The organism is Paenibacillus sp. A3M_27_13 (genome assembly GCF_024213315.1).
Lineage (GTDB): Bacteria > Bacillota > Bacilli > Paenibacillales > Paenibacillaceae > Paenibacillus > Paenibacillus polymyxa_B.
The window spans coordinates 344,877-359,441 of the sequence record NZ_JANAVE010000003.1 but is presented as its reverse complement, the minus strand read 5'-3'; the positions used below and the strand labels follow the sequence as shown (position 1 = coordinate 359,441).

Genomic DNA, 14,565 nt, shown 5'->3' with positions numbered 1-14,565 from the left:
ATAACAATAATACATCAATACCATTTATCTTAATTAATGGTCATTAATTTTTGTGATGATATCTTTGTCTTTTCACTGCAAAAAAGGTAGCCCTTCAGTAAACGTTACCTCAGGGCTACCCTCTATATAAAATAAACTGTTTTCTAGCCAGTAACTACTAGCCTGTCACCTACTCCAGCTCAACCCACTCGCCGATCAACGTGTCCAGCTCGGCTTGCAACCGCTCACGCGCATCCCACAGCTCCGCCATGTGGATCGTGTCGCCGCTTGTGCCGAGCAGCTCCAGCTCGGCATCCGCTGTCGCCAATTCTGCTTCTTTGGCGGCGATGGCCCGCTCCAACCGCTCGCTGGATGCAGCGGGCGGGCGTGATGGCTTCGCGGCCTTCGCTTCGCGTGCCCCAGACCCGGCAGCGGGGGCCCCCAAGCGACCTGCCGACTCGGTGCGAGCACGACCCTTATCGGCTCCCGAGGTCGCTCCCGTACGCGCAGCCGTCTCTGGGCCCTTGCTCGCTGCACTGGAATGCGCAGCCGTGCCCGAGCCGCCATCGGATGCGACTCTACTTGCAGATGCCAAGCGTACCCCGGCATCCCCCTCACTTAGCAAGCGGGCGTTTTCCAGCTCCCGCTTCTTCGCTCGGTACTCATCAAAGCTGCCCAGATAAAAGGTCAGCTTTCCAGCCTCCAGCTCCCACACGCGTCCTGCCAGCTTATTCACAAAATAGCGGTCATGTGAAATCGCCAGTACCGTTCCCGTGTAGGTGTCTAACGCTTCCTCCAGCGCCTCGCGTGAGTCAATGTCCAGATGGTTCGTCGGCTCATCCAGCACCAACAAATTTGGCTTTTTCATGACCAGCAACGCCAGCCGCAAGCGGGACCATTCGCCACCGGACAGCATGCTCACGGGCTTAAACACATCGGCACCGTAAAACAAATACTTCGCTAGCAGCCCGCGTGCCTCACCTTCTTCCACCCCTGCTTCCTCCTTGAAGTAAGCAAGCACAGTCGCCCGGCTATTCCGTTCTCTCTCTTGCTGCGCCAAATATCCATACTCCACGCGCGCACCCCACTGGACCGTGCCTGCATCCGCGCTTTCCTGACCAAGCAGCAACTTGAGCAGCGTCGTTTTGCCTGAACCGTTATCGCCCAGCAAGGCCACCTTTTCACCGAATTCCAGGCTGCCCGTTGCCCCGTTTAATATCTGACGCTCTCCATAGGCTTTAACGATTTCTTCAAACTGTAGCACCCGGCGACCGGAACGATCCTCCAGCTTTAAGTGAAATTCCGCCCCCTGCGGGTCCAATACAGGCCGCTTCACCAGCTCCATACGCTCCAACGCCTTACGAATGGAGGCTGCTTTTTTGAAAAACTTTTCGTTGTCGCCATTGCGCCCCCACTCTTCAAAACGCCGAATGGCCTCTTTCATCTTTTTAATCCGCTTTTGCTGTTCCTTATAATCTTCAAATTGCAGTAGCAATCGTTCTTCCTTTTCCTTAACATAGCCGCTGTAGTTCGTATAATACGTAAACGCCTCGCCATCCTCAAGCTCAATCATTTTAACGGCGACCCGATCCAGAAAATAACGATCATGGGACACAACCACACATGCACCTGTGTAGCCCTGCAAAAATTGCTCCAGCCATTCCAGCCCCTTCAAATCCAGATGGTTGGTCGGCTCATCCAGCAGCAACAAATCCGGCCGCCCGATGAGCTGTGATGCCAGCGCTATTTTTGTTTTCTCTCCACCTGACAGCGAGCCGAAGCTGCGCGTATACATTCCTTTGGGAATACGCAGACCATCCGCTACCTGATCAATATTTGCATCCATTTCATAGCCGCCGTTGCGCTCAAACCGTTCCTGCAAGGCAGCATACGATTGCAGCAGCTTCTCCAGAAGGCCTACGTCTGCTGCCACAACCGGATCTGACATTTCCCGTTCCAGTGTGCTCATCTGATTGCGGCAATCCTTCAGCTCACGATAGGCGTAAGCCAGCGTTTCGTACACAGTAAAACTCTCAAACTCCGCCGGAATTTGCGGTAAATAGCCGATTTTCGTATCCTTGGCGATGACGAGCTGCCCTTCATCCGGGCGGGACAAACGTGCGATTAGGCGTAATAGGGTGGTTTTACCGCTTCCGTTGCGGCCGATGAGTCCCACCTTTTCTCCTGTGTGGATATCAAACGATGCACCATCCAAAATCAGATTGGCAGCGTGGTATTTTTTCAATTGTTGACCGTTTACTATATACATGTTCAGGCTCTCCTTTATTTAGGAAGACCCTTACCTGGGTAACACAAAAAGAGCCGCAGGAGCAACCCCGCGACTCTTCGGAAGATACAGCAATCCGTTCGAGTTAAGGTAGGCGTCTTCTCGCGATGTTTACAACCGTATGATTAAAATTGGACAGACTTCTCCCGTTGTATGGAAAAGCATGAACAATGCCAGCCATAGCAATCGGCAGCTGGCTAATACGGTTGTTCAGCATCTCGTGATTCACCTACCTCACCTCCTTCTTCATAATTGTGTGTAGTATAACATGTTTGCTCGCATTATAAAAGAGGGCGATGGTTCAGCGAATTATGAAACAGAGTGGTGCCCTCTGACAGCCTGCGATGTCCCCGCTCTGGTAATCGAAAATACGCCGCAGACAAAAGCAACAATCACAAATGCCCCACCCACCCAAGCGTTCGTGGCAACAGATTCACTATTTTCAATCACTACTCCTCCCAAGGCAGAACCGAGAGCGATCCCGACCTGGAGTGCGGAGAAATTAAAGCTTTGCTGAATACTACCCGATTCGGGTGCATTTTCAATAAGATAACTTTGCATCGGGGGCGACAAGGCCCAACTCAGTATGCCCCAGATGATCAGTAGTGGCGCAAATACATAAATCGAGTGGATTGAGAATGGCAGCAAGAACATCACGGCGATAAACACGCCTACGACGACTAGAATACTTTTCGCTGTGCCGAACCGATCTGCCAAAGAGCCGCCAATAAATCCGCCGCTCACTGCCGCCAGCCCAAAGACAAAATAGGCCACACTAATCCACGAAGCGTTTAAGCCCATCATATTTTCTAAAAATGGAGTGAAATACGCATATAACGTGTAATGGCCCGCCAGTGTCAGCGTGGTCACCAGATGAGCACTGATGACTTTAACATTTTTTAAGGATTTCAGCTGATCGCGCATAGGCACAACATGTTCGGTCGGAATCCGCTCCATAAACAAGTTGATAACGATCATAGCAACGACCGTCAACAAGGCAATGATCAGGAAAAGCACCCGCCAGCCAAACGCATTTCCAATCAGCACCCCGGCTGGAATACCTAGAACGATGGAGGAGCTAACCCCCATGGAGATGACACCAAGGACACGGGCCTGATAAGCCTTGGACACCACTTTGACTGCAATGGTCAGTGACAATGTCACGATCAGCGACCCGCTTGCAGCGGTAACGATACGGGATACAAATAAGACCGCATAATTCGGACTCCAGAAGGCCAGTAGACTTCCCAGAATAAAGATAAACATCGACCACAGGTACAGTCGTTTTCGTTCAATTTTGGCGGTCAACGCCAATAAAGTTGGCCCAGCAATAGCATACACGAGCGCATAGATCATGATAAGCTGTCCTGCCGTGCTTACGGAGACATTCAAATCCTGTGCAATTTGGGGTAGCACGCCACCGATAATCAGCTCCACCAGCCCCACCGTAAAGGTCGCAATCGTTAAAATAACTACTTTGAAGTTCATTACATTAGCTCCTTTGCTGTCATGTAAATTCCCTCGTATTACGCAAAAAAATCCTGACCACAAGAAATGTACAAGACGTACACTTTTTGTAATCAGGATTTATCGGTTCCTGGTAGAGACCCTCAAACCATATTATTGAGGTTATACAAATGGGGCATTCATTTATTACGCATTCACGAAGGTTATAGCTATTACTATAAAGGAGCCTGTGGCTAAGTTCAACCCCCTACAGCCGCAAAAATTCGCTCATGGCACGATCCGACAGATAGGGTAGATACTCATGACCGTATTCGTGATACAGGAGTATTTCCTTGTCTGATACGATTTTATTGTACACCGCAAACTGCGTGGAGGGTGGACAGATGGTGTCCGACAGCCCTGTCACAAACAACACACGACCACGAATACGATCTGCCAAATGTTGAATATCGATGTAGCCTAGTCGGTGAAAGAGCTCCTCCTCGCGCATATGATTCGGATCAAACCAACGAAAATAATAAACCAGTTCTTCATATGCAGATGTAGTGGCATCCAGCGCCCAAGCTCTTTTATAGTCCGACAGAAATGGATATACCGGAACTGCCATACGGACACGTGGCTCCAATGCAGCGCAGGCAACCGTTAAGGCCCCTCCCTGGGAGCAGCCAAATGCGCCGATCCGTTCAGGGTCGACCTGCTCCATAGACATCAGAATGCGTACCGTCTGCACGGTATCCAAAAATACATTGCGGTAATACATCCGATCCGGGTCCGGGTCATCAATCCCCCGGATGATATGGCCGCGAACCGTCGTTCCTTGAACCTGCAAATTGTCCTCTGATAGCCCTCCTTGCCCCCGGCAATCCATAGCCAGCACGGTGAATCCGTGTGCCGCATAGCTCACCTTGTCGAACCAGTCACCACTGTCGCAGGAATATCCATGAAACATGGCCAACGCTGGACCTTGTTCCGTAAGGTGCTTAGGACGAGCCAGCTTCCCATGAACCTTCGCTCCGCCCACTCCAGTAAAATATAGATGGTAACACTCCACCATCGGAGAGACAAAATCAGCAGGCTCCAGTGTATAATCAAGCGGCTGCCGCTCCAGCTCCTGTAATGCCCGTTCCCAGTATGCGTCAAAGTCCAGCGGCTTCGGGTTACTCCCCATATATGACTGCAATTGCTGTAAAGACATATCCTCTGGCATTCAAGTTCCTCCTACATCCGGCCCGACTCGCGGTCGTCTGCGACCACTTCATCCGTTGCGATAACATACTTCATAATGTCAGTTACTGTCGTGTATGCGATACCTACATACGTGTCAGCGGCTCCATAATAAATCGCAATCCGCCCAGTGTCCGCATCATGCAGCGTAGCACACGGGAAAACCACATTCGGCACAAAGCCCCGTTCTTCGTACCATTCCTCTGGGGTCAGCACGAAATTGGAGGAACGATATTTAACTTTAGACGGATCATCCAGGTCAAGAACGGCTACGCCCATACTGTATACCAGCCCATTGCACGTGCCCGTCACCCCGTGGTAGAACATCAGCCAACCCTCGGTCGTCTCAATCGGGGCCGGTCCGCCGCCAATCTTTACCGATTGCCACCAGCCCTGTCCGCCCTTACTCATGACATGACGGTGCTTGCCCCAATAGACCAAGTCAGGACTTTCACTTAGAAAAATGTCGCCAAACGGTGTATGTCCGCTGTCGCTCGGACGGGATAGCAACATAAAGTTTCCGTTTAGCTTGCGGGGCAACAGCACACCATTGCGATTAAACGGCAGGAACGGATTTTCCAATCGTACAAAGCTTTTAAAATCCTTTGTTTGTGCTATCCCCAACGCTGCACCGTAAAAATCTGTACACCAGATGATATAATACGTATCCTCCACGCGGACCAGACGCGGATCGTAAGCATAATTAGGCTGGTAATCGCTTCCTTCCTCATCGACCAAATGCAGACGTTCTGTCTCAATGTCCCAAGCCAACCCGTCGTCACTCCAGCCTAGATGCAAATGCGGACGTCCATTAATCGTTTCAGCCCGGAATACCCCTACAAACCGTCCCTCATACGGAGCTACTGCACTGTTGAAAATACGGGCAATACCCGGCACCGGATTGCGTCCAATGACTGGGTTTTCAGTATGCCTCCACACCGGAGCCTCGCTACCTTCCGGCTTATCCTGCCACGGCATTTTCGACAGACTTTCTCCCAAAATTCGTACGTCACCTACATCCAAATCCACATTCAATTTACTCATACGTATATTCTCCTCTCACCGAGATACTTGATCTCATCATTTTTCTATTTCGCCGTTATTCTATTTCACTGAACCCTGCGCGAATCCGTTATAGATATATTTTTGTAATGATAAAAACGCAATCAGCGTCGGAATAATGGCAATGATAATGCCCGCGCTAATAACTTCCCATTGCGAGCCATATGGCCCTTTAAACTTGAACAGCGCCGTCGATATAACCTGAAGGCTTGTTTTGGGCATATACAGGAACGGGGTGTAAAAGTCGTTGTAAATATTAACGCCTTTGATAATGATCACCGTCACAATGGCAGGCTTCAGCAGGGGCAAGATAATGCGCCAGTAGATCGTCAGATAGGAGGCCCCATCCAGCATGGCTGATTCATCTAGCGCCACCGCAATGGAATCCAGAAATTGCAGAAAAATATACACTGCAATAATATCCGTTCCCAAATACAGCAAGATCGCCGCCCAAGGCGTGTTAAACAGCTCCAGTTTGTTGATAATTTGAAATGTCGATACCTGTGTCGTTACCCCCGGAATGAGGGTCGCGAGCAGGAACGCTCCGAGCATAAGACTTTTGCCCTTAAATTTAAAACGGTTCAAAATATACGCGATCATGGAACCTGTTAACGTGGCTCCGATGATCGAAATCAACAGGATAAAAGCTGTGTTCACAAATCCGGTCAGCATATTTCCGTTAATAAAAGCTTTGGTATAGTTAGCCCAATTCAGCCAGTTCACGGGGGGAGTCAGAGGACTGGTTGCCGCATATTCAGTCTTCGTCTTCAAAGATGCAAACAAAATGACGACAATCGGCAGCAGTGCAATGAACACACCTAGTAGTAGCGCCGCATACTTGATGCTGCTAGCCAGTATTCTTTTCAGCTTATACATGATTAGTCCTCCTCTCCCCGAATTAGCAACCGTTGAAGCAACGTAACAGCGATTACGATCAGCAGCAGAACAACCGCCATCGCCGAGGCCAAACCGACCTTGCTGTATTTGAATGCCACATCAAGCGTTTGAATGACGAATGTTTCGCTACCGTTGGAGCCACCGGTCATAATATACGGAATATCGAATGCACTGACCGCACCGCTAATTGCCAAGATGAGATTCAACTGCAAAATCCGCTTGATGCTCGGCAAAATAATTGAGCGGAACTGATGCCAGCGGTTGGCTCCATCGATATCGGCTGCTTCATACAAATCACTGGATATGGAAGAAATCGCACCCAGAAACACAATAAAGTTAAAGCCCATGTATCTCCAGATCGACGTACCAGCCAGCGAAATATTGATAATCTCCGGGTTGCCCAGCCACAGCTTGACATACGAACCCAGCCCCACTGCCTGAAGCAGGGTATCGAGCGTGCCGTCTGGCTTAAAAAAGAATAGAAAAATAAAACCAATGGCCACCCCGTTCATTAGGGAAGGAAAAAATAAAACGCCTTTAAAGAAATTTTTAAACCAGGTCTGAAAGCTGAGAATGGTTGCAAAATAAAGGGCCAGACCCATCTGTACAAACGTGGCTACAAAGTAATACAGACTGACCTTAAACACCGAGAAATACTCGGGGTCGGTAAAGATTTTGATATAGTTTTCAAAACCCACATATTCCAGACGCTTACTATAGCCGTTCCAGTCCGAAAAGCTGTATTTAAACATATTGATCACCGGCAAGTACGCAAAAGTGATCAGCAGCGCTAGCGGAATAAATGAAAAGGCAACAATAATCGCCAATCTTTGTTTGGAGTAGCTGAGATTCGAAAATTTTAACATGCTGCACCTCCTGGCTATCCGTCCATCGACTGCTACGTCGATCCTTTTTTTCGTCAGTTCAGATGGCTATTTTGCTTCCTTTGCAGCCACTTCAGCACGCGCCTTCACCCATGCATCGTTCAGGTCTTTCATAATGGCGTCATACGATTCCGGGCGGTTACCAACCGCTGCCTCAATAATGCGTTTCTTGAAATCAGGCTGCCACAAACCAATTTCGCCCATTTTATCTATTTTATCAACAATTCCTTCCTGTCCTTTTTGAGACGGAGTAAGCGTTTCAAAAACGACTCCCTGATCTTCGTATTGCTTCAAAATGCTAGGCATTGGAGCACCCTTCAGCGGACTAATACTGCCTGCCTGCTCTACAGCATAGTTGGACTTTTCGGTAAACCAGTCCACCCAAGCACGGGCCGCCGCTTTATTTTCACTGTTTACGTTAATACCGAGATTAAAATCACCCGCTAGCGGTACAAGTACCTTCGAGGCATTCGTCGGGAAAGGCATAAAACCGATATCTTCCTTGTTAGGAGCTGTGCTTTTGATCTGGTCAATCGCCCAAGAGCCAAGTACCATCGCACCGATTTTGCCTTGAGCGAGATCCGCCTTGGAGGTCTCCCAATCCGTAGTCGTTGGATCTTTTTCAATCAGGCCTTTTTTAGCTGCATCGTACAGGACCTTATACAGTTCATAGTGGGGCTGTCCTTTCGTGAAATTGTCATCTGTATTCGGCTGTGTGATATTCACGTATTCCTTCGTACCCGCCAATGTTGCCAGACTAGACTCCCACTGGGTCAGTGCCCAACCAGAGGCATAGTTCGTAAACAGCGGCACTGCCTTGGTTTTGTCCTTAATCTGCTGTAACGCTGTTAGGAATTGATCCGGTGTTTTGGGAAGCTGCGTGATTCCTGCGTCCTTGAACACCTTTTTGTTATAAATCACACCAGAGTAAACCATCGCAATTGGAATACCGTAGCTGTTATGATCCACCGTACGTTCTTCAAGGCCGGTATACTTGTTTTTCATCTCCTCATAAGTACCCAGCGGCTCGAAAAAGTTGGGCAGCTCTTCAACTGGAATACTGCCAGGAATCAGCAAAACATCTCCATAATCCCTGGTCCCCATACGGATTTTAATTTGACCCTCATAATCGGCCAATGCCTGAAAATTGACCTTCACGTTCGGATAAAGTTTGTTAAATTCCTTGGCGTAATCCTGAAATACGGTATCCACAATATCAGTCCGCTGTGTGATAACCGTAATTTCACCTTCCACATCCTTTGGATCAGAGCTGGCTGCTGGTGTATCCGATGCTTTTGGAGCACAGCCTGCAAACAAACCCGCTACTAGTAGCACTGACAACAATGGCATCAAAACTTTAGACAACTTCATAAAACGACCCCTCCCATTTTTTTAAATAAGGTTATCGTTAAGCTAACAAAAATTATTTTATTATGATAACGCTTACTATGTCAATTACATTATTTTTTTGTACAGTACGCTGGGCTATTATCTTGTAAATAAACACAAGACGAGAATAGTTGACAGTTTACAAACACCTAGATATGATACTTCTGTAAAGTTAACGATAACCTAATAACTTATTTTCCGAAGGAGGCTTTGTCTCTTGGAAACATTACTGGACGAAATTAGACAGGAATGGAAGGAGCACATACTCCCATTCTGGCTTGGACTGAAGGATGAGACACACGGTGGGTTTTACGGCGAGGTGGACGTGGATCTGCACACTCATAACCAAGCCGACAAAGGCGGGATTGCCACTGCACGGCTACTCTGGTCATTCTCGGCGGCTGCCCGTGTAACAGGGGAAAATACCTATGCAGAAGCCGCACGACATGCATTCACATTCCTGCGGAATCACCTGCTTGATCCATTACATGGAGGAATGTACTGGATGGTGGACTACACCGGGCAACCCGTGGACACGTGCAAGCATGTATACGCGCAGGCATTTGCGATCTATGCGATAGCAGAGTATGCACGTGCCACAGACGACCCGAATGCATTACCACTAGCTATGGAGCTGTTCCATCTGCTGGAGCAAAAAGGATATGATCGCACCCGACAGGCATACGGCGAACAATATGACCGCTTGTGGAACACGCAGCCTAATGAGCTACTCAGCGAAAATGGGGTTACCGCGCATATCACCATGAATACGCATATTCATGTTTTGGAGGCGTATACCCAATTGCTGCGCGTCTGGCCAAATGAAGAGGTTCGAAATGCGCTGACGAACGTACTGGATATTTTATATCATCGTGTTTACGATGCTTCTGCCCGGCGATTGGGGGTATTCTTCGACCGTGAATGGCGCTCTCTGCTTGACCTGACCTCATATGGTCACGACATCGAAGCCAGCTGGTTGATTGAAGACGCTATGAATGTGCTGGGTTATTACCCGTCAGAATACGTGGATATGGTGATGGATATTGCCAATGCGGTAGCTGAGCGCGCTGTTCAGCCAGACGGATCGCTCATCAACGAGCGGGAAGGAGAGCGAGTAGACACCTCACGTATCTGGTGGGTACAGGCCGAGGGGATGGTTGGTTTTTACAATGCGTTTCAACGTACAAAAGACGAACGTTTTTTGCAAATTGTGAAAAATCTATGGTCCTATACCCGGCAATATATCATCGATCCGCGCCCCGGAGGCGAATGGTTCTGGTCAGTTCAAGCGGATGGTAAGCCTGATGCGAGAGAGATTGCAGGACCCTGGAAGTGCCCTTATCACAACAGCCGATTTTGCATAGAAATGCTAGAAAGGATGGAAAACCAATGATCCATAGCAAATACAATGAGCTGCGGTTGCAGCAAGAGGAACTGATTACACGCCCCAATGAGGTTAAAACTACCTTTTATAATGGTATCTACGAACGCTACCTCTATCCAGTGCTCACACGCCATCATGTTCCACTTCACTGGCGGTTTGATCTGGATGCGCAAACTAATCCCTTTTTCATGGAGCGGCTGGGTGTAAATGCGGCATTGAATCCAGGGGCAATCTATCATGAAGGAAAATACATTCTTGTTTCGCGTACCGAGGGACTGGATCGAAAATCATTTTTCGCTTTAGCAGAGAGCGATAACGGCATTGATCAATTTCGATTCATTGACGCCCCCCTAGTATGGGAGGATATCGACCCAGAAGAAACAAATATGTACGATATGCGGCTGGTGAAGCATGAGGACGGCTGGATTTACGGTATTTATTGCTCAGAGAAAAAAGACCCTGACGCACCACCTCACGATACCTCCAGTGCTGTCGCTCAGGCCGGACTGGTCCGTACTCGTGATCTTCGTACATGGACCCGGCTTCCCAACATCACTACCCAGTCCCCACAGCAACGCAACGTTGTCCTGCACCCTGAATTTGTGGACGGTCAATACGCCTTCTATACTCGTCCCCAGGACGGATTTATTTCCACCGGCTCGGGCGGAGGCATCGCCTTCGGCCTGTGCAAAGATATTACACAACCCGTGATTGAACACGAAACCGTCATTGATGAGCGTTGTTATCATACGGTGTACGAAGCCAAGAATGGTCAGGGCCCTGCCCCGATCAAAACCAGTCGCGGCTGGATTCATATCGCTCACGGGGTACGCAATACGGCCGCTGGGCTGCGGTATGTGCTGTATACCTTTGCCACCAGTCTGGAAGACCCTACGCGCGTCATCGCCAAGCCCGGCGGGCACTTTCTGGCTCCTTATGATGAGGAACGCGTGGGTGACGTTTCGAATGTTATTTTTTGCAATGGGGCAGTCGTTAACGAACAAGATGAAGTCTTTATTTACTACGCATCCAGTGATACCCGTATCCACGTAGCGACGACCACCATCGCTCGACTGGAGGACTACACCTTCAATACACCATCCGACCCGTTGCGCTCTCTCAGCAGCGCCGCTGTTCGTCGTGAGCTAATTCATCACAATGAAGCGCTATTGCAAGCACACTCCCGTCCTTCCCAGCGGACATAAGCCGCAGGCTTTATCCTGCTTGCGGAACCATGTATACTATCCATAGAACAACTGTTACCCGCAGGCTAATAGTTGTTCTATGGGCAGCCATGCTGCCAGTCTTTGTATCTTTACAGGACAGCAACCCTGCTAAGTCTTTTGGATTTTTACAGGCGGCTAAGCTACTGATATATTCCCCAGCATTTTGCATCCATTCTCTGGATTAGGCAAAATGCTTATCTTTTTAAAATTGGAAGGCGGAACAGGAATGAAGAGCAACGTAACGATGCGGGATATTGCAGATAAGCTGGGAGTAAGCAGCGTGACCGTGTCGAAGGCGCTCAATGACAAGGATGGGGTTAGCGAGGAGCTAAAAGAGCGTATTAAGACGCTCGCAGGAGAAATGGGTTATCGTTTCAATACCGTTGCCAAGTCCATGAAGGAGGGCCTCACCTATAACATAGGTGTTGTCATCCCTGAACGTTTTACCGGCCCTGGCCAATCGTTTTATCTGCACATCTACCAGCAAATTTCACGGGCACTGGAGCCATACGGCTACTACGGTATCCTTCACATCCTCCATCGCGAAGACGAAGAACAGCTTAATCTGCCACGTATCTATTACGACCGCAAGGTGGACGGCTTCATTCTCCTGGGCCAAGTGAGCAAGCCATATATTGAGCTTGTACAAACCATGGACCTACCCAAAATGTTTCTCGATTTTTATGATGAGCATGCCGATATCGACTCCGTGGTGACGGATAATTTTTACGGAGCCTACGAGCTGACCAACTATTTGATCGCCCAGGGACACCGGGATATTGCATATGTGGGTAATATTTATTCCACCAGTAGTATTCAGGATCGTTTCCTCGGCTACTATAAATCCTTGCTGGAGCACAGGTTGCCCCTCCGTAACGAGTGGGTGCTCAGTGACCGAGACGACGAAGGTACTTATGTTGAAATGGAGCTTCCTCAGCCGCTACCAACTGCCTTTGTATGTAACTGCGATCAGGTCGCTCACAATCTGGTGCATAAGCTCATTGGTCTGGGATACCGCGTACCTGAAGACTGCTCTGTGGTCGGCTTTGACAACGATGTATACGCCACTCTTATTGTTCCGCAACTGACCACGGTCGGAGTAGACATCGAGCAGATGGCACGTACCGCGATTGATTCGATGATGAAAAAAATAAGCCATCCCGGTAGCCGCTTTGGTCGAGTCCTGGTGCAGGGACATATTGTATATCGTGATTCCGTGCAGCCCATCCAGAGACCATGATCAATGCATACCTTACTTGGGGACAGGTCACCCCTACTCTAATTTCCACAACCAAAAGCCGCTCAGCATGTCGCTGGAGCGGCTTTTGACGTTCATAAATTCTGCAGTGTGATCATCGTACTCACATTCAATTGTAGATTTTGCAAAATCCTGGATTAGGAGCGCTGGGCGACAAAGGAATTGCCCGCCCGATTGAGAATCGGCAGCATCCGCATTTCTTGCCCCATCGAGGCTTGACAAAGTGGACAAGCTGGCTCGTTCAAAAAGGTGAAATCCGTTCGCATCCAACCGTTGCAACCCTCGTTTGTACACGACCAAATAGCCGTATTTTCCTCTGGAATGATTTCCGGGGCCTGGCGTCTGTACATCTATATTCCCCCTCGGTTTTTATAGGGTAATATCCCCTGTCGGCTTACTGTTAATTTCCACCTGTCCGGGTATTAATATGCTCTAACGCCCAAAAAATATGCGCAATTTACCAAAATGTTTATTTACGGATAGCCTTGGTCCAGAAGCCGCCATGAAATTGCTTCGGCTCTACCGTAATGACAAAAGCCTTAGGGTCCAGCTCCAGAATGGACTGATACAACTTATTCTGGTTTTTCCGTTTAGCCAAAATTTCCATCACCAGGCGCTCTCCATCACGTCCACTGCCCAGCCAGGCTGTAACACCGTATCCTTTGTCCCGTAGCGCATTGGCAATTCCTCCATTGATCTCATTGCTGATCACCTTAACGGTGACATAACCAAGCGCTATTTTTTCCTCAATCCATGCTCCAATAAGAATGCCCAATGCATAGCCAATGGCGTATACTGCAAGACTTGCCACTTGATCCAGGTACTTAAGCACAACATTCAAGCCCAACACATAGACCGTAACTTCCACGGTGCTAATGAGCGCAGCAATGTACTTCTGTCCTTTCAACGTCAGAATCATGCGTAGTGTATACGCCGATACGTAAATAATTTGAATAACGAGAATAAACAATAAAATTTTGAGCATGCGCTCACTCCCCACTTCACGTTCTGATTTAACCCGTATCCAACATTATACCCCCGTCTGTGATATACAGCCTCTGGTTTCGTATTACCCTCACTCGGGTAATGACTAACTACAGCATGCTGAATGAAAGTTCGATCACATAAGGAGGGCTACAACATGAAGGATAACGGAATTAGCGATAAAATCAAAGGTAATGTGAACAAAGCCAAAGGTGAAATCAAGGACCAAATCGGGAACGCTACCGATAATAAGTCCCTTCAAGCCGAAGGTAAACTGGATAAGGCCAAAGGCCATCTTCAGGAAACAGCAGGCAAACTGAAGGACGGCAAATAATCCTGAATGGATAACCTCGACGCACTATTTTACCAACAAGTCACGCTGTCTTGTGCAGCGGGCTTGTTTTGTGTTGTTCGGATACTTTTGGAAAAACTTTTGCGCAAACAGGGCAACTTTTACGGTTGCTGTTGCGTCTAACCAATATAAGCACAACCCATAATGACTCTCCAAGCTGTTGGATTTTGTA

At 48.6% G+C, this 14,565-nt stretch carries 14 protein-coding genes and 1 riboswitch; of the genes, 4 read left to right on the top strand and 10 right to left on the bottom strand.

Annotated features, from left to right (window positions below; all coding sequences use genetic code 11):
- Positions 1-169: 169 nt before the first annotated feature.
- From abc-f to NLX82_RS14530, 8 genes are all read right to left on the bottom strand, one after another.
- The gene (gene abc-f / locus NLX82_RS14565; RefSeq protein ID WP_254348392.1) at positions 170-2,248 is read right to left on the bottom strand and encodes a ribosomal protection-like ABC-F family protein; all 2,079 of its coding nucleotides are present in this window, start codon (positions 2,246-2,248) and stop codon (positions 170-172) included.
- Between the two features lie 103 nt (positions 2,249-2,351).
- On the bottom strand, positions 2,352-2,495 hold the full coding sequence (locus NLX82_RS14560) for an RAxF-45 family protein (RefSeq protein WP_016822706.1): 144 nt from the start codon (positions 2,493-2,495) through the stop codon (positions 2,352-2,354).
- Positions 2,496-2,575: 80 nt separating this feature from the next.
- Complete coding sequence (locus NLX82_RS14555) at positions 2,576-3,754, bottom strand: MFS transporter (protein ID WP_023990880.1); 1,179 nt, start codon at positions 3,752-3,754, stop codon at positions 2,576-2,578.
- 69 nt (positions 3,755-3,823) lie between these two features.
- Positions 3,824-3,923: riboswitch (purine riboswitch) on the bottom strand.
- Positions 3,924-3,980: 57 nt separating this feature from the next.
- Positions 3,981-4,940 carry an acetylxylan esterase gene (locus tag NLX82_RS14550; RefSeq protein ID WP_071558075.1) on the bottom strand — a complete coding sequence of 320 codons (960 nt, stop codon included), beginning with the start codon at positions 4,938-4,940 and terminating at the stop codon, positions 3,981-3,983.
- 11 nt (positions 4,941-4,951) lie between these two features.
- Positions 4,952-6,001, bottom strand: a complete 1,050-nt coding sequence (locus tag NLX82_RS14545) for a glycoside hydrolase family 130 protein (protein ID WP_028540809.1) — start codon at positions 5,999-6,001, stop codon at positions 4,952-4,954.
- A 60-nt stretch (positions 6,002-6,061) separates the two neighbouring features.
- A complete protein-coding gene (locus tag NLX82_RS14540) occupies positions 6,062-6,895 on the bottom strand; it encodes a carbohydrate ABC transporter permease (RefSeq protein WP_254348390.1) in 834 nt (277 codons plus the stop codon).
- Between the two features lie 2 nt (positions 6,896-6,897).
- On the bottom strand, positions 6,898-7,782 hold the full coding sequence (locus tag NLX82_RS14535; protein ID WP_053326360.1) for a carbohydrate ABC transporter permease: 885 nt from the start codon (positions 7,780-7,782) through the stop codon (positions 6,898-6,900).
- Positions 7,783-7,848: 66 nt separating this feature from the next.
- Positions 7,849-9,171: an ABC transporter substrate-binding protein gene (locus NLX82_RS14530; protein ID WP_254348388.1), complete on the bottom strand. Its 1,323-nt coding sequence runs from the start codon at positions 9,169-9,171 to the stop codon at positions 7,849-7,851.
- A gap of 235 nt (positions 9,172-9,406) precedes the next feature.
- On the opposite strand from NLX82_RS14530, the gene NLX82_RS14525 reads away from it, so the two are divergent.
- The 3 genes from NLX82_RS14525 to NLX82_RS14515 all read left to right on the top strand — a co-directional run bounded on the left by NLX82_RS14525 (position 9,407) and on the right by NLX82_RS14515 (position 13,039).
- Positions 9,407-10,582, top strand: coding sequence for an AGE family epimerase/isomerase (locus tag NLX82_RS14525; RefSeq protein ID WP_068939073.1), 1,176 nt, complete (start codon positions 9,407-9,409; stop codon positions 10,580-10,582).
- A complete protein-coding gene (locus NLX82_RS14520; protein ID WP_028540814.1) occupies positions 10,579-11,778 on the top strand; it encodes a glycoside hydrolase family 130 protein in 1,200 nt (399 codons plus the stop codon). Before NLX82_RS14525 ends, NLX82_RS14520 begins: the two co-directional genes overlap by 4 nt.
- Before the next feature lie 247 nt (positions 11,779-12,025).
- Positions 12,026-13,039 carry a substrate-binding domain-containing protein gene (locus tag NLX82_RS14515; protein WP_023990888.1) on the top strand — a complete coding sequence of 338 codons (1,014 nt, stop codon included), beginning with the start codon at positions 12,026-12,028 and terminating at the stop codon, positions 13,037-13,039.
- A gap of 155 nt (positions 13,040-13,194) precedes the next feature.
- On the opposite strand, the gene NLX82_RS14510 is transcribed toward NLX82_RS14515, so the two are convergent.
- Together NLX82_RS14510 and NLX82_RS14505 are read right to left on the bottom strand one after the other, a co-directional pair.
- Complete coding sequence (locus NLX82_RS14510) at positions 13,195-13,407, bottom strand: cold-shock protein (protein WP_023990889.1); 213 nt, start codon at positions 13,405-13,407, stop codon at positions 13,195-13,197.
- Between the two features lie 119 nt (positions 13,408-13,526).
- Positions 13,527-14,042 (bottom strand): DUF2179 domain-containing protein, encoded by a 516-nt coding sequence (locus tag NLX82_RS14505; RefSeq protein ID WP_023990890.1) that lies wholly within the window; start codon positions 14,040-14,042, stop codon positions 13,527-13,529.
- Positions 14,043-14,198: 156 nt separating this feature from the next.
- On the opposite strand from NLX82_RS14505, the gene NLX82_RS14500 reads away from it, so the two are divergent.
- Positions 14,199-14,375, top strand: coding sequence for a CsbD family protein (locus tag NLX82_RS14500; protein WP_068939077.1), 177 nt, complete (start codon positions 14,199-14,201; stop codon positions 14,373-14,375).
- Positions 14,376-14,565: the final 190 nt, after the last annotated feature.